General features: G+C 71.8%; 18 protein-coding genes. 6 read left to right on the top strand and 12 right to left on the bottom strand.

What is annotated here, in order from left to right:
• The first annotated feature begins 51 nt into the window (after nt 1–51).
• From ABT340_RS36770 to ABT340_RS36760, 3 genes are all read left to right on the top strand, one after another.
• The gene (locus ABT340_RS36770; protein ID WP_352015534.1) at nt 52–1,200 is read left to right on the top strand and encodes a hypothetical protein; all 1,149 of its coding nucleotides are present in this window, start codon (nt 52–54) and stop codon (nt 1,198–1,200) included.
• 3 nt (nt 1,201–1,203) lie between these two features.
• Entirely contained in the window at nt 1,204–1,758 is a 555-nt protein-coding gene (locus tag ABT340_RS36765) for a hypothetical protein (protein ID WP_352015533.1), read from the top strand.
• Between the two features lie 79 nt (nt 1,759–1,837).
• Nucleotides 1,838–2,542 carry a DUF5710 domain-containing protein gene (locus ABT340_RS36760; protein ID WP_352015532.1) on the top strand — a complete coding sequence of 235 codons (705 nt, stop codon included), beginning with the start codon at nt 1,838–1,840 and terminating at the stop codon, nt 2,540–2,542.
• On the opposite strand, the gene ABT340_RS36755 is transcribed toward ABT340_RS36760, so the two are convergent.
• Nucleotides 2,536–3,165, bottom strand: a complete 630-nt coding sequence (locus ABT340_RS36755; protein ID WP_352015531.1) for an NAD(P)-dependent oxidoreductase — start codon at nt 3,163–3,165, stop codon at nt 2,536–2,538. The two genes, ABT340_RS36760 and ABT340_RS36755, sit on opposite strands and share 7 nt — an antisense overlap.
• Nucleotides 3,162–4,058 carry an EamA family transporter gene (locus tag ABT340_RS36750; protein WP_352015530.1) on the bottom strand — a complete coding sequence of 299 codons (897 nt, stop codon included), beginning with the start codon at nt 4,056–4,058 and terminating at the stop codon, nt 3,162–3,164. The genes ABT340_RS36755 and ABT340_RS36750 overlap by 4 nt, the downstream gene beginning before the upstream one ends.
• A 79-nt stretch (nt 4,059–4,137) precedes the next feature.
• Here ABT340_RS36750 and ABT340_RS36745 point away from each other — a divergent pair, with 79 nt between their 5' ends.
• Entirely contained in the window at nt 4,138–5,016 is an 879-nt protein-coding gene (locus ABT340_RS36745; protein WP_352015529.1) for a LysR family transcriptional regulator, read from the top strand.
• A gap of 81 nt (nt 5,017–5,097) precedes the next feature.
• Nucleotides 5,098–6,831, top strand: coding sequence for a glycerol-3-phosphate dehydrogenase/oxidase (locus ABT340_RS36740; protein WP_352015528.1), 1,734 nt, complete (start codon nt 5,098–5,100; stop codon nt 6,829–6,831).
• A gap of 196 nt (nt 6,832–7,027) precedes the next feature.
• On the opposite strand, the gene ABT340_RS36735 is transcribed toward ABT340_RS36740, so the two are convergent.
• Nucleotides 7,028–7,351, bottom strand: a complete 324-nt coding sequence (locus ABT340_RS36735; protein ID WP_352015527.1) for a hypothetical protein — start codon at nt 7,349–7,351, stop codon at nt 7,028–7,030.
• Nucleotides 7,352–7,378: 27 nt separating this feature from the next.
• Nucleotides 7,379–8,032 carry an RHS repeat-associated core domain-containing protein gene (locus ABT340_RS36730; RefSeq protein ID WP_352015614.1) on the bottom strand — a complete coding sequence of 218 codons (654 nt, stop codon included), beginning with the start codon at nt 8,030–8,032 and terminating at the stop codon, nt 7,379–7,381.
• On the opposite strand from ABT340_RS36730, the gene ABT340_RS36725 reads away from it, so the two are divergent.
• On the top strand, nt 7,925–8,479 hold the full coding sequence (locus tag ABT340_RS36725; RefSeq protein ID WP_352015619.1) for a hypothetical protein: 555 nt from the start codon (nt 7,925–7,927) through the stop codon (nt 8,477–8,479). The genes ABT340_RS36730 and ABT340_RS36725 overlap by 108 nt on opposite strands.
• 27 nt (nt 8,480–8,506) lie before the next feature.
• Here the strand turns inward: ABT340_RS36725 and ABT340_RS36720 are convergent, their stop codons facing one another.
• The 8 genes from ABT340_RS36720 to ABT340_RS36685 all read right to left on the bottom strand — a co-directional run bounded on the left by ABT340_RS36720 (nt 8,507) and on the right by ABT340_RS36685 (nt 21,416).
• The gene (locus tag ABT340_RS36720; protein WP_352015526.1) at nt 8,507–9,508 is read right to left on the bottom strand and encodes a hypothetical protein; all 1,002 of its coding nucleotides are present in this window, start codon (nt 9,506–9,508) and stop codon (nt 8,507–8,509) included.
• Between the two features lie 157 nt (nt 9,509–9,665).
• Nucleotides 9,666–11,903 (bottom strand): hypothetical protein, encoded by a 2,238-nt coding sequence (locus ABT340_RS36715; protein ID WP_352015525.1) that lies wholly within the window; start codon nt 11,901–11,903, stop codon nt 9,666–9,668.
• Between the two features lie 44 nt (nt 11,904–11,947).
• Nucleotides 11,948–14,152 carry a TIGR03986 family type III CRISPR-associated RAMP protein gene (locus ABT340_RS36710; RefSeq protein ID WP_352015524.1) on the bottom strand — a complete coding sequence of 735 codons (2,205 nt, stop codon included), beginning with the start codon at nt 14,150–14,152 and terminating at the stop codon, nt 11,948–11,950.
• Nucleotides 14,149–14,718, bottom strand: coding sequence for a type III-D CRISPR-associated protein Csx19 (csx19, locus tag ABT340_RS36705; protein WP_352015523.1), 570 nt, complete (start codon nt 14,716–14,718; stop codon nt 14,149–14,151). The genes ABT340_RS36710 and csx19 overlap by 4 nt, the downstream gene beginning before the upstream one ends.
• Entirely contained in the window at nt 14,715–16,304 is a 1,590-nt protein-coding gene (locus ABT340_RS36700; RefSeq protein WP_352015522.1) for an RAMP superfamily CRISPR-associated protein, read from the bottom strand. Before ABT340_RS36700 ends, csx19 begins: the two co-directional genes overlap by 4 nt.
• Complete coding sequence (locus ABT340_RS36695) at nt 16,301–18,658, bottom strand: RAMP superfamily CRISPR-associated protein (protein WP_352015521.1); 2,358 nt, start codon at nt 18,656–18,658, stop codon at nt 16,301–16,303. The genes ABT340_RS36700 and ABT340_RS36695 overlap by 4 nt, the downstream gene beginning before the upstream one ends.
• Nucleotides 18,655–20,256: a Cas10/Cmr2 second palm domain-containing protein gene (locus ABT340_RS36690; protein WP_352015520.1), complete on the bottom strand. Its 1,602-nt coding sequence runs from the start codon at nt 20,254–20,256 to the stop codon at nt 18,655–18,657. The genes ABT340_RS36695 and ABT340_RS36690 overlap by 4 nt, the downstream gene beginning before the upstream one ends.
• Nucleotides 20,241–21,416 carry a hypothetical protein gene (locus ABT340_RS36685; RefSeq protein WP_352015519.1) on the bottom strand — a complete coding sequence of 392 codons (1,176 nt, stop codon included), beginning with the start codon at nt 21,414–21,416 and terminating at the stop codon, nt 20,241–20,243. The genes ABT340_RS36690 and ABT340_RS36685 overlap by 16 nt, the downstream gene beginning before the upstream one ends.
• Nucleotides 21,417–21,502 lie beyond the last annotated feature (86 nt).

Below are 21,502 nucleotides of genomic sequence, written 5' to 3'. Positions count from 1 at the left end.
CGGCGAGTCCGTGAGGACGACGACATGAACGAAACAACCGAGGAGGAAACGATGACCGTCGCTGACGGGGCGCTGCCGATCGGCGGACGCGCCCCGGCGTCCACCCGAGCGGTGACCACGCCCAAGGGATGGGTCCCCGCCTATGTCGTCCTGCTGGGCGCGGCGTTCTCGCTGACGGCCGCGAGCTGGGACATCCAGTGGCACATCGACGTGGGACCGGACACCTTCTTCACCCTGCCGCACCTGTTCCTGTACGCGGGCAGCGCCCTGTCCGGGCTGGCCAGCCTGGCCGTGGTGCTCATGACGACCGCCGCCAGGCGCAACGACCGCGCGATCGACGCCACCGTCGGCGGCCGGGCCGTACGGGTGTTCGGCGGGACCTTCGCCGCGCCGCTCGGCTACCTCGTCTCCGGCACCGGCTCTGCGGGCTTCCTGCTCTACGGCCTGTTCGACCTGTGGTGGCACAGTCTGTACGGCTTCGACGCCGTGATCGCCTCACCCCCGCACATCGGCCTGCTGCTGTCGATCACGCTGAGCATGGTCGGCGCCGTGATGGTCTTCGCCGCGGGAATGGAGCACCCCTGGGCCAGGGTCGGCGCCGTGCTCGCCCTCATCGTGACGCTGGCCTTCAGCCTGGTGGCCGCGCAGGGGCTTGAGGCGTTCGAGGGCGGCCCGGTGGACGCCATCGCGGTCGGTGTCACGTTCCTGACGACGCTGACGGTGTTCACCGCCGTGGGATTCCTGCGCGACACCCGGCTGATCCTGGGCTTCGGGGTCGCGTTCGCACTCGCCCAGGGCCTGCTGTGGTGGTTCTCGCCCTGGGCGACCAGGGCGTACGCGGCCGGGGTCGGCCTGCCGCTGCGCGACTACGTGCCCGCGGCGCCGCTGGTGCCCTCGCAGATGCCGATGTCCCTGCTCGTGGCCGCCGTGCTGACCTGGGGGATCATGCGGGCCGTGGGTCGCCGGTGGACCGGGCTCCTGGCCGCGCCGCTGACGGGCCTCCTGGTCGGGGCGCTCGTCACGACCTGTGGGCTGGTACAGACGATCCTGGCCTACGGGCACTCGCTGCCGTCGTTCCTCCCCCTGGCGCCGACGGTCGCCGTGGGCGCCCTCGCCGGGGCCCTGGCCGGGTTCCTCGGCCGCCGCTTCGCCGTCATGCTGCGCGTGATGGCGCCCGTCACGTCTCAGGAAGGTCGGTGACCCGTGTCTCCTCTCGGTTCTCTCTCCGGTTCACGGCGTGCCGTCGCGGCGGTGCTGGCCGCGACCGGCCTGGTCCTGGCGAGCGCGACCCCGGCCCTGGCCTATCCACCGGTCGAGACCGTGCACACCGAACGGATCCAGGCGGGGCCGTACGGCGTCACCGTGGGGTTCAGCACCTGGCCGCTGCGGGCCATGCAGTCGCTGGACTTCACCTTCACCCCCGACGACGGGATCGGCGGCAAACACGGCACCATCACCATGGCCGGGCCCGGAGGCCAGAAGCACCGGAGCAGGCTGGCCAAGCACCCGCGCAAGCGAGAGGTGTGGGGCATGGACACCCTGGCCCTGCCCAGGGAGGGCACCTGGAGGTTCTCCCTCGCCGTCGAGGGGCCCTCGGGACGGGGGGAGGGTGTCATGAAGGACCTCCAGGTGCTTCCGCAGCCGGGGCCGCCGATGGCCCTGAGCTGGTCGGTGGGCACCGTCCCGCTCTGGGTGCTGATCGGGCTGCTCGCGGTGGCCTGGCGCCGTACCAGGATGGTTGTCGCCGAGCAGGTATAGAACCAGAAATATGCCTGACAGGTGGGATGTGTCGTGATCCGATGGCAGGTGGCCCCTCACCCCCGAACGGAGATCACGCATGGCTGCCGAACGGTTCTGGTTGGACGTCCCCTACGACGAGAAGGACGAGGCCAAGGCGCTGGGTGCCCGGTGGGACCCGGCCGCCAGGAGGTGGTACGCGCCTCAGGCCGGTATGACCAGGTTGGAGCGCTGGGCGGCGCTGCCGGACGTGCCCGACCTGCTGCCCGGTGAGGACCGCGCCTTCGGCTCCGGCCTGTTCGTCGACCTGGTCCCCACCTCGTGCTGGTTCACCAACGTCCGGTCCTGCGTCGACCGGCGCGACTGGGAACGGCTGCGCCGGATGATCACCCGGCGCGCCGCACACCGCTGCGAGATCTGCGGCCGGGGTGAGGACCGGGTCGTCCAGCGTTGGCTTGAGGCCCACGAGCGCTGGTCCTACGACAAGGCCGCCCGCACCCAGGCGCTGCGGCGGCTGGTGTGCCTGTGCACCGACTGCCACACCGTCACCCACATGGGGCTGGCCCAGATACAGGGCAAGGAGGTCCAGGCCGTCGCGCACCTGCGGGCCGTCACCGGGATGAGCGCGGGCCAGGCCGACTCCCACATCGACGCCGCGTTCGCCGAGTGGCACACCCGCTCGGCCATCACCTGGACCCTGGACCTGAGCATCCTCACCGACGCCGGTGTCACCCTGGCCGCTCCCCCCGAGGCGGCGGCCCGCGTCCGCCAGGCCGAGCGACGGCTACGGGGTGTCCGTCAGTAGCCGACCGTGAGGTGCCGGTCCCCGCAGGGGTTCTCCAGCTCGTCGAGTACGGCCACGGCGAGGTCCTCGGCGGAGATCCGGGAGGTGCCGTCGGCGTCGGCGATGAGGGTCGTGGTGCCGCGCCGGTACTCCCCGGTGCGGGTCCCGGGTTCGAGGAGGGCGGGCGGGCTGAGGTAGACCCAGCGCGCCGGGTGCGTCAGGCAGGCGTCCAGCTGCGCGGCGCTGGCGGCGGCGATGGTACGGATCTCCGAGGGCACGTACCGGGGACTGTCGAGAACGAGCAGGCCGGGATCGTTCGGCACCCGCAGGGGAGAGGCGCCCCCGACGACGAGGACGCGCGTGCCGGCCTTCGCGGCGGCGTCGAGCAGCGCCGTCGTGGTCGCCGCGACGGTGTGCTCCCGCCCGGGGACGGGCCGGGTGGCGGCCACGACCGCGTCGGCGCCGTCGAACAGTCCCGCCATGTGGCCGGAGTCGTCGGCGTCGCCCTCGACGAGGACCACGCCGGGCGGTGAGACGGGCCGGGTTCTCCTGAACACCGCGACGAGGTCGTGGCCCCGGTTCACGGCCTCGCTGACGACGCGCGAGCCGACCATGCCCGCGGCTCCGACGACGACGATTCTCATGAGGTCTTCCTTTCCATGGACGGGGTGAGGCGGGCGGGTTGGGGGAGCTGGCCCGCGACGATCGCGGCGAGCGAGAGCCCGAACCCGGCGAGCTGAACCGGGCCGAGCGTCTGGCCGAGCAGGACGACACCGAGGGCGGCGGCGACCAGCGGCGACAGCAGGGTCAGGACCGCGACGGAGGTGACGGGCAGGACGGTGATGCCGTGGAACCACAGGGCGTAGGCGAGCAGGCCGCCGACCAGCCCCAGCCAGAGGTAGCCGAGGGCGGCGTTCAGGTCGATCGCCGGAGGCGCCCCCTCGGCGAGGAAGGTGACCGGGACCAGGAACAGGCCGCCCGCGGTGAGCTGCCAGCCGGCGAAGGCGGTCGGGCCGACCCCGGCGGGCCGTCCCCAGCGCTTGGTGAGCGTCACACCGAGCGCCATGGCGACCGCGCCCGCGAGACCCGCGACCACCCCGGTGGCGTCGAGTGCCGCGTTCGGCCCGATCACCACCAGGCCGACCCCGGCGACGCCCACCACCCCCCACAGGATCCGCCGGACGGAGGGGCTCTCCCGCAGGACCGTCACGGCCAGGACGGCGACGACGAGCGGCTGGGCCGCGCCCAGGGTCGCGGCGACGCCGCCCGGCAGCCGTTCCGCCGTCACGAACAGCAACGGCAGGAACAGGCCGATGTTCAGCACGCCGAGCACCGCGGCCCTGCCCCACCAGACTCCCCTCGGGAGCGTCCTGGTGATCGCCAGCGCGAGCAGACCGGCGGGCAGCGCGCGCAGCAGCCCCGCGAACAGCGGATGCCCCTGGGGCAGGAGCTCGGTCGTGACGACGTAGGTCGTGCCCCACACCAGAGGCGCGAGCGCGGTCAGGACCGTACGCGGCAGATTGGTTGGATTCGTCACCCTCGCAGTCTCACGGGACGACGATTGATGAGTCCAACACATGTTTGTCAGCTCATCGATCGTGAATCAAGATGGATCCATGGAACTCCAGCAGATGCGCTACGTGGTCGCCGTCGCCGAGACCGGCGGCTTCACCCGGGCGGCGGAGCGGTGCCTGGTCGTCCAGTCCGCCCTCAGCCACCAGATCGCGCGCCTGGAACGGGAACTCGGCGCGAGGCTCTTCGAACGCACCAGCCGCCGGGTACGGCTGACGCCCGCCGGGGAGGCGTTCCTTCCCGCCGCCCGCCAGTGCCTGGAGGCCGCAGAACGCGCCGCGGCCGAGGTCGCCGCGGCCGTCGGGGAGGTGCGCGGACGGCTCGCCGTCGGCCTGATCCCCACCGTCGCCGCGGTGGACATCCCGGACGCGCTGCGTGTCTTCCGCGAGCGGTACCCGAACGTGCGCATCAGCCTGCGGGTCGGCGCGAGCGACGACCTCGCCGAGCAGGTCAGGCAGGGAAGCGACGACGTGGCCTTCCTCGGGCTGCCGACCACGGCGCGTCCCGAGGGCGTCGCCGTACGGGAACTCGCCCGCGACCGGCTCGTCGCGGTGGTCGCGCGCGACCATCCCCTCGCCGCCGAACCCACGGTCACCCTCCGCAGGTTCTCCCGCGAGGTGTTCGTGGACTTCCCCGTGGGGACGGCCGGGCGCATCCAGTCGGACCAGGCCTTCGCCGCCGCCGGGCTCAGCCGGGACGTGGCCTTCGAGGTGACCACCGCTGACTACATCACCCGGCTCGTCGGGCCGGGCCTCGCGGTGGCCATGCTCCCCAGCGCCTACGTGCCCCGGCTCACCGGGGTCGTCACGATCGAGGTCACCGACGCGCCGAGCCGGGTCGAGTACGTCATCTGGCGCCGTACCGGCCACACCCCGGCCGCCGCCGCCTTCCTCGCCATCCTCGGCGTCGAGTCGGGCGAATAGCTACCGACCGGTAGTAACGGACGGAACGAGGGGGTAGGTACCTGGGAGCAAGCCGGTGACCCGTACCCCGGGGGGATGCACATGACGGCGCGAATGGGCACGGCTCGGCTCGGCCCCGCCGAGCGGGCCACGGCACTGCGGCGGATGGCCGCCCAGGAACTCGACGTGGTGGTGATCGGCGGCGGAGTCGTCGGCGCCGGGGTCGCCCTCGACGCGGCGACCCGGGGACTGACCGTGGGACTCCTCGAAACCCGTGACTTCGCCTCGGGGACCTCCTCCAGGTCGTCCAAACTGATCCACGGCGGGCTGCGCTACCTGGAACAGCTCAACTTCGACCTCGTCAGGGAGGCGCTCCAGGAACGGGCCCTGCTGCTGCAGCGCATCGCGCCCCACCTGGTCAGGCCGGTGCCGTTCCTGTTCCCGCTGACCCACCTGGGCTGGGAACGGCCCTACGTCGGGGCGGGCCTGACGCTGTACGACACGCTCGGCTTCTCCCTCGGGTTCACCCGGGGCGTCCCCGGCCACCGGCACCTGTCCCGCAGACGGGCGCTGCGGCTGGCGCCCGCGCTGCGCCGTACGGCCTTCTCCGGGGCGGTGCAGTACTGGGACGCGCAGGTGGACGACGCCCGTTACGTGATGACCATGCTGCGGACCGCCGCGACCTACGGCGCCGAGGTCGCCTCCCGGGCCCAGGTGGTCGGCTTCCTGCGCGAGGGGGAGCGGGTCACCGGCGTCAGGGCGCTCGACCTGGAGGACGGCGTCGAACTGGACGTACGGGCCCGCCAGGTCGTCAACGCCACCGGCGTGTGGACCGACGACATCCAGGAACTGGTCGGCGGACGCGGGCAGATCCACGTCCGCGCCTCAAAGGGCGTCCACCTGGTCGTCCCACGGGACAGGATCCACTCGCTCACCGGGATCATCCTGCGCACGGAGAAGTCGGTGCTCTTCGTGATCCCCTGGGGCCGCCACTGGATCATCGGGACCACCGACACCCGCTGGGACCTGGACAGGGCGCACCCGGCCGCCTCCCGCTCCGACATCGACTACGTGCTCGAACACGTCAACCGGGTGCTGTCGGTACCGCTGTCGCGCGACGACGTCGAGGGCGTCTACGCCGGGCTGCGGCCCCTGCTGTCGGGCGAGTCGGAGGAGACCTCCAAGCTCTCCAGGGAACACGTGGTCGCCCACCCGGTCCCGGGCCTGGTCATGGTGGCCGGGGGGAAGTACACCACCTACCGCGTGATGGCCAGGGACGCCGTCGACGCCGTGGTCCACGGCCTCGACCAGCGCGTCCCGCCGTCGTGCACCGACCGCATCCCGCTCGCCGGGGCCGAGGGCTACCAGGCCCTGTGGAACTCCCGGCAGCGCCTGGCCGGCTCCTCCGGCCTGCACGTGGCCAGGATCGAACACCTGCTCCAGCGGTACGGCTCGCTGATCGACGAGGTCATCACGCTGATCGAACGGGACCCGTCCCTGGCGCTCCCGCTGACCGGGGCCGACGACTACCTCAGGGCGGAGATCGTCCACGCGGCCACCCACGAGGGGGCGCGGCACCTGAACGACGCGCTGTCACGACGCACGCACATCTCGATCGAGACCTTCCACCGGGGACTGGCCGTGGCGGAGGAGGCCGCGGAACTGATGGCCGGGCCACTCGGCTGGGACGACGAACAGATCAAACGGGAGATCGAGCACTACACCAAGCGGATCGAGGCCGAACGCCTCTCCCAGGAACAGGACACCGACCAGGAGGCCGACGCCATCCGCCTGGGCGCCCCGGAGATAGTCCCGGTGGTGGGGCCCGCGTCGTGAGCCTTTCGATCTCCGGGTGATCGTGCTCCTGGCGGGATGGGGTCATGGAACATGTGCTTGAGATCGGCGGGTACTTCGTGCGGACCGTCGATCCTGTGGCTCTCAACGCCTGGTACCGCGACTGCCCGGGTTTGGTGCCCCCGGCGCCGGAGGGCGACCGGGGGCGTAATTCCTGATTCGCGGAGGGCGATATTGATTAAGCCATGTCAGTCCATCCTATCTCGCGCCTGAAGAAAGTCTCTTCGTCGCCTTCCAGCCGGGTCAGTTCAAGTTGTTCGTCGTACCATCTGTAAGTCCCCTGCTCTAGCTCTGCGGCGACCTCGTCGACATTCTCGTCGTTAAGAACGTCCCATATCTGCCAGTTCCCGGCGTGATCGGGAATCGCGCGGAAGATTTGAATACATGGACTTTGGGATCTGTCGTCATATGTTAGGGACCCTGTCCTGATGAGGATGTAGCTGGTTGAGTTGGTGGCTTTGTTGACGGCTCTCGCCAGCATGCCGTTCAGATTCGTGAACATATTCGATTCGATTGTGGCCGCTCCCTGTTAGCGTCGCCGCTTCCTTGGCGGTTTATGATTCACATGGTAGTTGTCTGCGCCCGGCCTGTCCCATCTCTGTCTCTTGTTGGTCCGACTTTGGAAGTTTGACTGATGTGCGCCGCTGCTCTTCCTTTCGGGCGATCTGTATTGGCGGAGTCTATCCTTTGATATATAGCCTCGGCCGCCCGAATCGGTTCTGAATGATTTCGCACGAGGCCCCGTGTGGATTCGGCCCGCAAGTTTTGACGCGGCGCGGGTCGTCCGTACCCCACCTGCCAGGCCTACGCCTCTGGCGGCTTTTACGGCGCGAAGGATCTTCACTGCACCTACCACCGCCCTGACGCCGCGCACAGCCATAGCCGCTACACCAAGCCCAGGAACGAAACTGGCCGCCAGGAGAGCCGCGTCAAGGGGATTCTTCTTGACGTAGTCAACAACGCCGCCGGCGGCTTTCTTTACCCAGTCCCAGATGCGGCCGTCGAGGTCGGATTGGGAGATGGGGTCGGTAGGGTAGCCGTAGTCGTTGTCTCCGCCGCCTTCGACAGGGTCAGATTGAAGGAAGCGGCCCGTGGCCGGGTTGTAGAGGCGGGCGCCCATGAGAATGATTCCGCAGAGGGCGTCGACAGAACGTTGTTTGCCACCCAACCAGCCGTACCGCACAGGGTTGACGGTGTTCTCGGCGCGTGGAATGCCGTATTCGGTTTGTTCGAAGTAAGCGTCGATGCCGGTGGTGAGCATGCCGGCGTCGGCGGTGGCGATGATGTCGCCGTGCAGGTTGGTCAGCTGGAGGGTGACCTGGCCGGTGGAGAGCTGGATGGCGCCCAGGTCTCCGGCGATGCTTTCGACGTTGCGGGTCCAGGTACCGTCAGCCTCGGTGATCCAGACGGGTTCGTCACTTTCAAGAAGTCCCGCGTGGTGATGAAATCCTATTCGTCGGACTTCAAGGCGAAAACCGTGTCGGAGCTGCTCCGGCCAGGGAGATCGAGCGGACCGGTGATGAGTTCGACGGTACCTACGGCAACCAGCGGATCGCCGACGAACTGCGTGCCTGGGGTGACAGGCCAACGGACAAGGCGGGGAAAGCATGCCATGGAGCCCGATACCTGACGCTGCCGGGCTCCACGGCGTACGGAGTCAGAGAAGGTTCGCGCGGGAGATCAGTCTGATGAGGGTTCTGACGAACCTCTCCGCGGCCTTCGGGGTGAGGCCGAGGGCGTGGGCGGTCTGTTCGACCAGGGCGGGGCCGCTTTCCGGGACGGCGGCGCGGATCGCCTCGATCAGGGGCCGGTACCGTGCGCGCCTGTCGCCGAGCAGCGTGGCCAGCCTTCCGCGGGCCAGCCGTTCCTCCTCGCCGTGGATGATCACCTCCTCCGGGGTCGGCGGGTGGACGTGGGGGAGGGAGGGCTCCCCGAGGTGGACGGCCACGTTGGCCGTGTAGAAGGCGGGACGTAGTTCGCGCAGCCGTTCCAGCGTGTCGCGCAGCAGCCTCCGCGCCGTTCGCACGTCCAGCCCGTGCTCGCCGAGCACCGCCGGGGAGACGGCGAACAGGTCGCGCGTGACGCCGCGCAGCCGTACGACCGCGTCGGTCAGCAGGGCGAAGGCGACCGGGTCCCGGCGCAGCGGCGCGGCCCAGTCCGCCTGCCTGAGGTCGCGCAGCGGCTGGGCGGAGGCTCCCCTGGCCGTCGCGACCTTGCGGCGTACCTGCGCCTCCAGGCTGCGCAGCGGGTAGTGGACGAGCTGGGCGCGGGCCGCGCGGATCGCGGCGGGCTCCCCGTCGCTGGGCCGCCTGCGGATCAGCAGGGCCGCGTGGCCGACGTCCTGACGGGCGGCCTCGGGGGAGGCCACCCAGCGGGCGACCGTCTCAAGCTCGCGCACCGGTTCGCCCGCCCGGGTGCGGGGCGGGTCTCCGGCCAGTGCCCTGCGGAGGGGGGCGTATCCGTCGAGCAGGCGGTCGTTCGTCTCCTGCTCGCACTCGTCGCACCAGTGCGTCCCGCTGACCCCGCTGCAGGGACGGCCACCGTGTCTGGCCCTGCGCAGCGGACCCCGGATCAGGTCCCGCAGCGTGGGGGAGATCAGCGCGTGGTAGACGAGGAAGGCGGCCGAGCGATCGGGGGCGGCGAGATCGCCGAGGTGCATGGTGCTCCTCCGAGAATGACGAAAGGACGCGCTTTTTGGCGCGCTCTATGACGTCGACCTCGACATCCGAGGTCCTCAGAGGGAGCGGAGACAACCGCTCAGGCTCGCGGGCACCGGCCGTTGAACGGCATCAGAATTCCAGCCGGTCCGATCACCGTCAACCGTTTTCCTGATATACGAGAGAGAGTTCGGCGATGAGCGATTTATGGCGAACAATAAGCTCGTCGTCTCCTTTGAGTGGTCCACCCAGTTCGCCGATCGCCCGCGCCAAGACCGCCTGCGCGTCGCCACGGCCGTCCGCGCCGTTGCCGGAACGGCCTCGCCGGTCGAGCCTGTCCAGCGCGTGGCCGTGCAGGGCCTCGTTCGCCCGCCGTCCGAGCTCCCGCAGGGCGGGATGTGACCCGCGCATGTCCTTCCAAGCCCCCCAGGGGAACAGCGCCGGTTGGAGGGCGGAGACGGCGAGGTAGACCGCCAGCCCCGGATGGTCGCCGCATGCCGCCGCGATCAGTCCAAGGCGCCTGCGCGCGGCGGCCCGCTGTTCCCCCTCCGTCCAGGTGGAAGGGGCGGGGCCGAACAGGTCCTTCTCCAGTTCTTCGATCGCGGGCAGCGACTCGCGCAGCCGGGACGAGCCTCGACCGGCGAGCCGTACGGCGGTGCGCAGGTCCAGCCGGTGGACGGCGCTCGCGGTCAGCCGGGCCAGGACGTGGTCCGCGCCGAGACGCGCCAGGACCGGCCGGCCACCGCGCAGTTCGGGGGCGGCGTTCCCGCGACCGACCAGTTCCGTGACATGGAGCGGGCAGGCCGCGGTCAGCGACCACTCCACGCTCGCCGCGATCATGCCGTAGTTCGTCGCCGGAGGCCCGGGGTTGAGCACCAGCAGCAGTTCGTCGATGTCGCGGGGGCTGCCCGAGCCGGTGCGGCCGGTGGGCGCGGCCTCGGACCGCAGCGCGGTGACGATCACCTCGCGGACCCGCTCGATGCCGCCGGAGACGTCCTCGATCACCCGGACGTCGGTGTCGAGGGCGACGGAGGAGGCCCAGCCTGCGAGCGCGTGCGCCCGCCGCGCGGCCTCGGGGCTGGCCGGCAGCCGTAGCCGCGGGACGCCCCTGCGCGGCAGCCGGTCCAGCCGCCTGCGCAGCTCGGTGAGGACCACCCGGATGGCCTGCCGGTCCTCGGCGTCCCTTCGGCCGTCGGCGAGGCCGTCGCCTCTGTCCAGTCCGACGGCCAGGAGTCCGAGGACGTCCCCGCTGCCCAGGACGGGCCAGCCGGTCCTGCCCGTCCTCGCGACGAGCCTGACCCCCTGGTCGCCCCGCTCCCACTGGTCGGCCGCCGTCAGCAGCCCGGGTGGCAACGGCCCCGGCCCCATGGGTTCGGACAGCAGATGCGCCCGGTGGGTTGACGCCCTGGCGTAGAGGTCGGTCAGCGCCTGGTCCCTGAGCAGCCGGACGCAGGCGGCGTCGACACGCTCGTCGATGAGGCGGGCGGTCTGCCTGATCCGCCCGGACAGGTGGCCCTGGTCGTCGTCCCGGGTGCCGAGCGCGGTGATGAGCCGTTCGATCTGCTCCCTGACCCGGACGGGCAGTCCATCCCGGTCGTCGCGGAACAGTTTGCGCAGCCGGTCACCGAACCAGGCCCGCAGCAGGCCGTGGTCGGCGGCCTCGCCACGCCCCAGCCGCTCGAACAGCGCCGCCTGCATGGTGGGGCGCAACTCGGCGAACTTCGCCAGCTCCCCCCGAGTGATCGTGTCGCTCGCGTGCGTCCGCGCGGCGAGCCGGGTGTCCCCGGCCTGCCGGGCGGCCAGCAGCCGCCACAGCTCCCCGTCGCCGGGGTCGGTCTCCGCGAGCGCGTCCCAGAACCGGTGCCTGAGCAGCCAGGACTCCATGTGCCCGGCCATGTCCGGGGGACGTTCCAGCGTGTACGGCCTGCGCGGCTCGTCGATGTGCACGAGGCCGGTGGGAACGCACGTCTCCAGCGCGGCGCACAGGGCGCCCGCGCTCAGCGCGAACGCCCCGGAGCCGTAGCTGATGAGGACCCTCTCCGGCCGGTGCCGTGCCAGCCAGGCCGTCAGGGACAGCGAGGCGGCCTCCATCCGGGGCTCCTCGACCTCGACGACGTGAACGGCGCCGGGATCGAGGCGCACCCCGCACAGTCCCTCCTCGGAGGCGAGACGGGCCCCGATCTCCGTGGCCCAGTGGGCGAACGGCAGGCCGAGGGGGCCGCCCGGGTTGGTCGTCCCCAGCAGGGCGAGCGCGGAGACCGGCGGCAGCGCCTCGAAGAGCTTCCGCAGCGGCCTGCGGTCGGTGCCCGTCGCCTCGGGGGTGTCGTTGAGAACGGGAACCGTCCGTGCGGAGGCGAGCCCCAGGTCTCCGCCACCGACGGCGTGGACGAGCAGCACGCCGTCGCTCTTGTCCGGAATGGCCGCCCCCCGTTCTTATGGAGTCATCTCTTGTTACCACCTTTCCGCCGGGGGCCGTTGGCGCCTTTTCTTATGGTTTCTTCGGGCAGCGCTTTCTTCGGATAGATCCTGAGCGGGGGAGTGGTGGCCTCCAGGCCGGGGAGCGAGCGTTTCGTCCGGATTCTTGGTGACTTCTCGTCCTGCTCGTTCACGGTGAACCACTCGAAGTTCCTGCCCCTCGGATCCGGCGGCGCGGGAACCCCGGGGGGAAACCCGTCCGGGCGGGTGCGGGGGTAGTGCACCGGCAGCGTGGGGTCGCCGCGCGACACCGTGAGCATCGCGTCGCGGATCGTGGACAGCGCCGGAGAGGCGGCCGCCTCCTTCTCGAAGACCCGTCTCGCCTCGTCCAGGACCTTGACGCCGTCGGTCGCGGGAAGGCCGCCGGTGAGGGTTCGGTAGTACGCCGCGTACTCCGCCCCCGTGTGCAGTTCGGTGCCGGTGGGATCGACGGCGAGCCGGACGCTGCCGAAACCGAGCGGGCGGCCGAACCCCAGCCGGTGGAAGTGTCCCTCCGGCAGGCCGAGCAGCCAGGCGAGTGCCCCGAGCTCGTGCTCGTCGAGGTCGCGGACCTCGACGGTGAACCGGAAGACCGTGCCGGGCCGTACCCAGCCGTTGATGGAGCGGTTCTGGGAGTCGCGCTGCTCGGCGCCGGGGACGGTCTCGTGGCGCCGCCGGTCCCTGGTCAGCCGGCCGCTGTCGTCGGGGGCCTTCCAGGAACGCGCGTACTCCCGGTGGCGGCCACCGGCCGGAGCCTGTGCCGGGTCCTCGGCGCCGGGGATCCTCCAGTGTTTCCCGGCGTCCAGGCCCGCGTGGTGCCAGTAGACCTTCCTGCCGCGCAGCCCACGCCCCTGCGCGTAGAGCTCCTCCTTCGGGGTGCCGTCCTTGATCGGCCGCTGGGGACGCTGCCTGGACTCCGCGAGGTAGAACCGCCCCTGCTGCGGCTTGGGGCGGCTGAGGATCGCCAGCGGCAGGCCGTCCCCCTCGAACCTGTCCACGGTTTCCGCGGCGGTGCCCTCGCAGGTGACCGGGCCGACACGCAGCCGTCCCCGATATGCCGAGGGCCGTACACCGGCCCCCTTCGGCGCCACCCACCCGAACACCCGGTCGGCCGGGGACAGCCGTTCGTAGGAGGGCGCCGGGGCCAGGCCCTCTCCCAGAAGCTCCGCCGGGGCGACGGGGTACAGATCCCGCGGGATGAGAACCGGATACAGCCGATCGACCCCGCCGTCCACGAGCCTGGCGTAGCAGATGGCGGAACGCCTCAGCCGCAGGTGGTTCTCGTCGTGGAGGTGCGGGCTCCAGGCGAGTCGGCCAGGCCCGTCGCCGACGCGCTGGTCCGGCCCGGCGGGCAGGCCGTCCGGGGTCCGCCTCCGGCGAAGCTCGTCGTCGTCGTGGGCGGCACGGTAGTTCCGGATCAGCGACTCCCAGTTCTCGGCCAGCGCCTTCCACTCCCGGGCGAGGGGCAGGGGAGACGGCTTGTCTCCCGGCGGCAGATAGAGGAACCGCTCGTACCTCTTGCGTTCGACGTTGGGGCCGGTGATGTAGGCGATGCCGCTGACCACCTTCTCCCCTCTTTCCGCGGTGAGCGTTACGGACGAGTCCGCCGGAGCGAAATCAACCACTTTTTCGCCGTTTTTGGTTTTTTTGATCACCGCCCGAAGGCGCTCCATGTGCACAGGAGCATGGAGGTCGCCGTCCGGATAGAGGTTCTCGCCACTCTCCTTGTCGTACATCTCGAACAACGCGCTCCGGAGACGGAAGAGCGTCCCCTCCCCGGCGACGTACACCGGCACCATGCCCAGGGCGTATCCCGCCTCGCGCCGGAAACCGAAGGGGGTGTCGTGGTCCTCGAAGACGCCGAAGCGGGAGTTGGTCACGGCCTCGTAGGCGGCGCGGAGCATGCCCTTGACCGTGGTCGCGGGCAGGTGCGGGCGGCCGTCGCGGAGCCGTACGGGGTAGACCCGGTGGTCCTTCTCCCCCGTCGAGGCAGGGACGGCGCGGGTGGTGTCCAGGAGCAGGAGCGGGGTCTCCACGGTCAGCGTCACCGCGATCCGGCCGGTCAGGCACCCCGCCCGCAGCCGGTCCCTCGACGGGGGCGGGGCGTCCCCGAACGCGTCGGGCAGGGCGTCCCTGGGGAAGGCGGGAATGAAGGTGTAGGGGTTGAGGAACCCCTCTTCGCCGGTCGTCACGCGATTCCCTTCGCACGATAGGTCTCGAAGCCGATCAGCCGCTCCTCGGCGACGTGGACGTTGCCGTGGTCGTCGCCGACGACGACGTACTCGCGGGTCAGCAACCGCACCCGCCTGTGGTGCCCCTCGGACCGGGGAACGGCCGTCGCCATGGGGACGGTCAGGCGGCCGACCCGGCTGGAGGAGAGCGCGACCCAGCCGGGGCCGGGCGAGACGGAGTCGTCGACCACGCCCCACAGGAGGTAGTGGTTGTCCAGGGTCGTCAAGGCCTCCAGGTCCTCCACCTCCTCGTCGAACGCGGGCGGGAACGAGGCGCGATCCTCGGCCAGCAGCACCGCGCGTTCCCCCGTCCAGCGCAGCTCGGCCTCCCCGGTGAAGACCCGCGCCTCGTAGACGGCCGACAGGTCGACGACCCCCTCGGGCGTACGGCACGTCCCGCCCGTCACCGAGGCGACCCGGTAGGCCGACGGCGTCGTCAGCAGGGCGCACCCGCCGTCGAGGCCGGACGCCTCCAGCGCCCGCGGCAACGTGAGACCCGTGACGGCGGCGGCGCGCAGAACGGTCATGACACCTCCCGTGCCAGGTAGTCGGTCCAGGCCCGTGCCACGGAGGACGCCTCCGGCGAGTTCAGGGCCTGCGGCAGCGTGACCGGCCGTGCCCAGGGCGGGCCGGTCAGGACGATCTCGGCGACCTCGATGTCGCCGAACCCCCGGTTGGCGGAGGCGCCGAGCGGAATCCGCCCCCCGGCCAGGTCGCGAAGGGTGACGAGCAGCAGGGCCAGCGCGACCTCGGAGCCGGAACCCAGACGGGTGAGGTCGACGGAGAGCCTGATCGGCTCCCACTTCACCGCGTGGGGTTCGAGCACGGTGAACAGCCGCCCGTCGGCGGCTCCGCCGGTCCACCGGTCGAGGGCGACGTGGTCGGCCCGCGCCATCCCCAGGTCCTCCAGCCGGTCGCGGACGGAGTCGGCCAGCGCCCCCTCCCGCGTCTCCTCGTCCCCACCGGACTCCCCGGGGTCGCCTCCGGTGTCCGCCCCGGTCACGGCGTCCCACAGCTCGTCGGGGACGGTCACCAGGGCCGCGCACTCCTCGGCGCGCAGCGCCCCCGCCCCCCGCTCCCGCCCGTCACGGGCCGCGCCGAACAGGGCCCGTACGGCGGGCAGTTGGTCGAGCCGGGCACGGAAGGCGGCACTGTGCTCGGCCGCGGAGGCGTCGAACGGCGCCGGGAGGCCGGGAACACGCCGCGCGGTGCGTTCGACCAGCTCGGCGTGGTTGCGCAGCACCCCCTTGATCGACCCGCCGGGCAGGACAAGCGTGACGTGACGGCGGTCGACCCGGGTGGTGAGCGGCAGGGTGTCGGCGAACAGGCCGCTCGCCCCGGCCCTGACCATCACCGGCGCCAGGGGCCGCCACTCCACCCGGACGTCGAGGACCTCTCTGGCGGGCGGCAGCTCGGGATCGGTCCGGAGCGAGGGTTCGACCCCGCGACGGCGCGCGGGATCGTTCCGCAGTACGGCCAGCAGCCCCTCGGGGGAGTCGAACCGGTCGACGACCAGCTCGAACGGGTCGTCGAGCAGCCGTACCGCGCCCAGACCCCTGCCGGTCGCCGCGCCGAAACGCACCTTCCCCGCACGCAGCGCCGTGAGCAGCGCGTCCATCCTGGCCTCGTCGCGGGCGGCGTCACCGTCCGACTCGATGTCGATCTCCAGCCTGACGTGGTGCCCCGCCGGGACGACGGCCCTGCCGTACAGGAACCCGGGGGCCGCCGCCCCCGTCACCCTGTCGATGCCCACCGAGGGCCGGAACTCCAGGGCGGCGACGTCGAGCGGGGCGGCGGGCAGGCCGTGTTCGTCGAGACGGTGCTCTGTCGTCACGAGGCCGTCGGCGACGACCACGCGGCTGGCGCGGCCCTCCTCGTCCGTCGACCCCCACAGGTCGTCCAGCGCGCCGGGTGAGGCGCCGTCCATCCAGTGCCGCAGGACTCCGGCCAGGGTGGTGCCGGGGACGTACGGCCTGCCCTGGCCGTCGAGCGCGATCGGCAACGGCTCGGACGGGTCGTGCCCCAGGCCGCCGACGTGCAACGGCGTGGTGGTGAGCAGCCAGCCGCGTGCCCTGATCCTGCTGGTGAAACGGTGTCTCGCCCTCGGGTTCATCTCTCGCTCCCGGTGCCCGTCGAAGTCGCCTCGTCGCGGACGTGCGCGGCGAGGCAGGAGTCCATCAGCACGCGCACCGCCTCGTGCCGGAGCTCGGCCCGCAGGCTCTCGATCCCGTCGCGGGTGACGACGAGCCGGTCCTGCGGCAGTTCGAGCAGCTCCCAGACCGTGTCGGGGTCGGTCAGCAGCCTTCTGAGGGCCGTCACCGCCTCCTTCGGCCAGGAGGGCCGTCCCGCCTTGTCCCTGGTGAGCCAGAGCAGTTCGCTCTCCGCGCGGCCGGACGGCAGGCCGCGGACGATCCGCCGCAGCGCGTTGAGCTGGGTTCCGGAGACCCGGGCGGGGACGACCCGGGCACGCGACGCCGGGTCGGCCCTGATCCGCTCGCAGGCCCGGTGGATCTCCGCACGCCAGGCGGCGCGCTCGAAGACGCGTGCCTCCCGGTGTCCCTTCTCGTCCGGCGCGAGCGGCTCGACGGGCCCGGCGGGCCCGGCCGGTACGGGAGACACGGACGGGGAGGCGTCGACGGGGCAGAGCAGGACGTGGTGGTCGAACTCCACCTGGCCGAACCCCTCGGCCCTGCGCTCACCCACCCCCGCGGCCCGTACCTCGGCGAGGACCTCCGGGGTGAGTGTGCCGTCCTTCACCGTGAAGGTCAGGCAGCTTCCCTGCGCGAGGCCGTACAGGGTGGGGCGGGGAAGGTTCCACCCCCGGTGCCAGCTGTCGGTGCGCTGCTCGCCGAGGGCGGAGGTGACTCCCCTCCCGGTGGTCGCGGACGTTGGCCTTTCTTCGGTCCCGGTGACCGGCTCCAGCCGTACGCCGGGGGCTCCCGCCTTCGCGAACGCCCGCTCAAGCGCCCGTGCGACGTCACGCGGGTCCATGCTCGGCCGGAGTCTGCGGTCACGGACCAGCAGGCCGGACAGCAACCACATCCTGAGCTCGCCGTCACCGCGTCCACCCGCCGGGGGAACGCCGGCCGGAGCGCTGACCGGGGTTGCCGTGACCTGGATCTTTCCGTAGTCGTCCTTGGCCGAGCGGCCGATCCGCCAGTGTCCCGCCAGCCGCCTCGCCCAGCCGTCGTCCAGCGTGCCCGTACGGACCCGCACCTCGGCGCGGAGCACCGTCCCGGTGGCCAGCGCCCGGTAGACGTAGACGCCGCCGACCTCCCGGGTGGGCCGCTGCAGGTCGTCCTGGATGGTGTTGTGCATGCGTACCGTGCCGGCCGGGGTGACGACCGTGTACCTCTCCGGTCCTTCGGGCACGAGGTACCCCTCCCGGTACGGCTTGCCCCTGGACGGCCCGCCTTCCGCCATCTGGTTGCCGATCACCGTGCCGTCCGCGTTCTTCTCGTGCACCAGGACCCTGGGCACCGGCAGCGTCCCGGCTCCCGAGGGAGACACGGGGAAGGCCGCCGTGACCACCAGGTCTCCGGTGCGGACGAGGGCGTGCGCCCCGCCGCCCAGCCTCCTGGCCACCTCCGGCATCAGGCACCAGCCGGGGAGGTGGTCGGCGCCCCTGACGACGTTGCCGAGCACGGTGGCCGCGACGAGCACCGGCTGTTCCACGGTGACGAGCAGTTCCACGCGCTCCCATCCCGGGCCCGCCGTCCCCGCCGGTTCCGGGCGGTCGGCGACCTCGTGCCGTGGACCGCCCGGCGGCGGAGGGACACCGTCCGGGGGCGGCGGCGTCCACTCGGGGGAGACGCCGGGGCCGTCGAGGGTCATCCGGCAGCGGCCAGGTCCACGCCGCCGCTTGCCGCCGATCCGTTCCAGCAACCGTGCCCCGGCGTCCAACAGGGCGACGGCGGCCTCCCGCTGGGCCTCATCGAGCTTGTCGAATCCGTCGATCCTGGCCCGGCCCTCCAAGGTGACGCCGTTCCTGGCCATCTCCTCGAAGCGGAGCATGCCCTCCTCCGCGCCGCCGGTGCGCGGATCGACCGCCACACCCGGCTTGCGGAAGGTCGTCGCCAGCGCGACGTGCGGCCGCTCCCGCAGCACCTCGGAGAGTCTGCCGGGCAGTCGCAGCGGGCCGTCCAGTGTCAGCGCCGCCGGGCTCGACGTCCTGTTCGCCGCCTCCGGGGTCCTGCTCGCGGGGGCGTACTGGCCGCCGAACAGGTATCTCACCCAGGCGTGCCACACCCCCACGAAGCCGCTGTCCAGGGCGTACGCCGCCAGCTCGCAGGAGTCGCGCCAGACGCCGACCAGGGTCTTGGCGGGCACGACCGGGGGAGCGGGTGCAAGGGCGGACGACTGTTCCTCGCGCTGGACGAGCCGGTCGACGTATCCGGAGGCCCCCCTTCCCGTGCCCACCCCCCAGTCGCTCACCATGAACAACGAGATCGTGAACTCGCCCGTCACGCGTTTCCTCCCTCTGACCTTTCCGGTCCCTCCGGGACGAACGGCCGGGCCGCCAGCACGTCCAGCAGTCTTGTCACGGTTCTCCCCTCGGGGTCGGTCCATGTGAGGCCGCCGTCCCGGGCCAGGGCGAGCAGGGCCCCGGTGCGCACGGCGTCCTTCTCGAAGCGGCGGCGCGCCAGCTCGAAGCGGGACGTCGCGACCTCCTCCCCCAGGCACATCCCCTCGCGCAGTTCGTGCACGAGACCGCCGGGCAGGAGCACCTCCCCCGAGACCGGGTCACGCCGCCGCAGCGCGGCGACCCCTTCGAGCAGGTCCTCCCAGCGCCGCCCGGACGCCAGGCCGTTCGCACAGCCCGCTCCCACGAGGTACGGCGAGGCCGACCGGCCCCCGCCGCCGGACAGGGCGGCCGAGCTTCGGATACGGCCCAGGTCGGGAGCCGAACTCTCGAACAGCGCGACGAACGACAGGGCCGAGCTCCAGCTCTTGACCCCCTTGGCCTCCCTGGTCAGCTCCTCGGCCAGCTCGTAGGCGAAGTGGAAGGGGTAGTTGCGCTTGACGATCGCCACCCCGGCCGCGGCGCTCAGACCGTCGCGCCCGAGCCGCTCAAGGACGGGACGCAGCAGGAGGTCCTCCTTCGTCAGCTGCTCGAAGCGCTCCAGGTAGTGCCGGGCGAAGGACAGCGCGACCGTTCCCTCGCACACCACGGTCAGGTCGTCCCCTCCGATGATCAACGGCAGGACGGGGACGGGCTCGCGGGAGGCGAGTTCGCCGGCGGTGAGCCGCAGCGCGGCGGCGAACGCCCGTTTGGCGCAGCCGTCCACACCGCGGGAGAGGGCGCGCAACCTCTCCGCGTGGCGGCGGTCCCGTTCTCCGGGCGGCAGGGAAGCGCCCTCCGCGCTGAGGTCGTCCAGGCCGCCGAAGACCTCGCCGAGGCCGTTGCCGTCGGCGTGGACCACCGCCACCCACTCGGCCTCGAACCCGAGCCGGTCGATGATCCCGCTCATCGTGGCCCGGTCCGTTCCGGCGATGGCGGACATCCGGGAGAGCGCGTTCGGACGTGATACGCGTTTCGCCTCGGACACGGCGGACTCGGGACGGGCGGCCTCGCCCTCTCCCTCGGCGTGCAGGCCCTTCGCGGGAAGCCCGTCCGACGCGCAGTCCGCCACGATGGGCAGGCGGGGGAAGCGCGCCAGCGGTCCCGGCTGCCGTTCGCGCACCGTCGGCAGCCTCCTGCGCGCCTCCTGTACGGCGGAGGCCAGCGAACCCTCCTCGTAGTCGACGATCACGCCGCACATGTCCAGCCCCGGGGCGGTTTCCAGCGCGACCAGCCTCATCCGCGTCACCAGCCGTCTCCCGGCCGCTCTGTCCCTGACGAGCACGGTGACGCCGCCCGCGCCCGCGACCAGCAGCTCCGCGTCATGGGTGTCGATGCGCCAGCCGTTCCTGTCGAAGCCGGGGAAGACCTGCTCCAGCGCGTGGTCGGCCCACTCGCCCTCGACCCGGGCGATCAGGTCGGACGCCCCGACGATCTGCTGGCGTTTGCCCGAGGCGAAGATGTAGCGCTGGAGACCGGCTGTGCCGATCATGACGAGGTGCATGGCTCTCCTGTCTCGTGAGGGGGTTCCGTCCCGGGGGAGCGCGGGGGCGTTCCGTGGGAGGGCTCGACGACCCGCACCGTGTGGCCGAACAGCCAGCCCAGCGTGAAGGCGACGCTGGCGGGGGCGGCGATGAACAGCCGGTGGGTCAGACCCGCGTACTGCGGTCTGGCCCGGGTCCAGGCGCGCCACGCCGCGTAGACGTGCCGTACGACCAGTTCGAAGTCGGCGGTCGTCTCGGGAAGGTTGGCCGGGCCACCGTCGACGACCAGCGCGGCCCGGCACCGCGCCCACTCTCCCCGGGTGTCCGCGCACCCCGTGCCCGCCGCGCGCAGCGCCTGGGCGACCATCAGCGGGTTGTCCGACAGGTGCACGACGACGGCGACGGCCCGCCCCTCGGGGTCGCTCTCGAAGTCCGGCTCCTCGACCACCTCGGCCAGTTTCGCCGCCCTTACGGCCTCCGCCGGGCTCAGCGGGTCCTTCAACCGGCCACTGATCCGGACGGCGGGGAAGAAGTCCGTGTGCGGGCGTTCGGAACGCTGCGGCAGCGTGACCCGCTCCGGGATCTCGTGCATCCCCCGCAGCTCACGCTGGATGTGGAACTTGAACTTCGCGCCCAGCTCGAAGGCGTCGGGCAGGGCGGCGTTGACGTACAGGGACACCGGCGTCGAGGGGTCGGCCGCGGACAGCTCGGTCAGCCGGGCGCTCACCAGCTCGTAGGCCACCTCCAGCGCGTCCTCACGGGCCGCCTCGCCCCCGGCGTTCTCCCCGGCTTTCCCCTCGGCGCCGGATCCGGACGCAGGGACGGTCCGCCGTACGGTGAAGCAGGAGTCGTGACCACGCCGGGCGTGGTCGGACGCCGCGACCACCCACTGGCCGTCCCAGGGGTCCCGCCGCCCCTCCCTCGGCAGGGCGACCACGATGCCGACCCCTTTGCCGCGTTGCTGCCACAGGTTGATCCCGGCGAACACCCCCGCCGCGACCACGCACAGCACCGTCAGGAACGGCCGCTGCTCTCCCAGCCAGCTCTTGATCACATCGGGCAGCGTGCCCGCGGCCACCGCGGCGGCCACACCGGCCAGGGCCGCGACCGCCCATGTGGACGTCCCCGCCAGCACCTCCCTCGCCCTGCCCGTCCCGCTCCTGGCCCGGGGAAGCCCCATCTCCGCACCGCCCCATCCGTCGTTCCCGTCTCTCGTCGACTACTGATGGACGACGGCTTCGAAGGCGTCGTCCATCAGTAGTCGAC

Source organism: Streptosporangium sp. NPDC000239 (assembly GCF_040300765.1).
In the GTDB taxonomy this organism is placed as follows: domain Bacteria; phylum Actinomycetota; class Actinomycetes; order Streptosporangiales; family Streptosporangiaceae; genus Streptosporangium.
The sequence above is the reverse complement of the archived record's forward strand: the minus strand, read 5'-3'. Positions and strand labels throughout refer to the sequence as shown.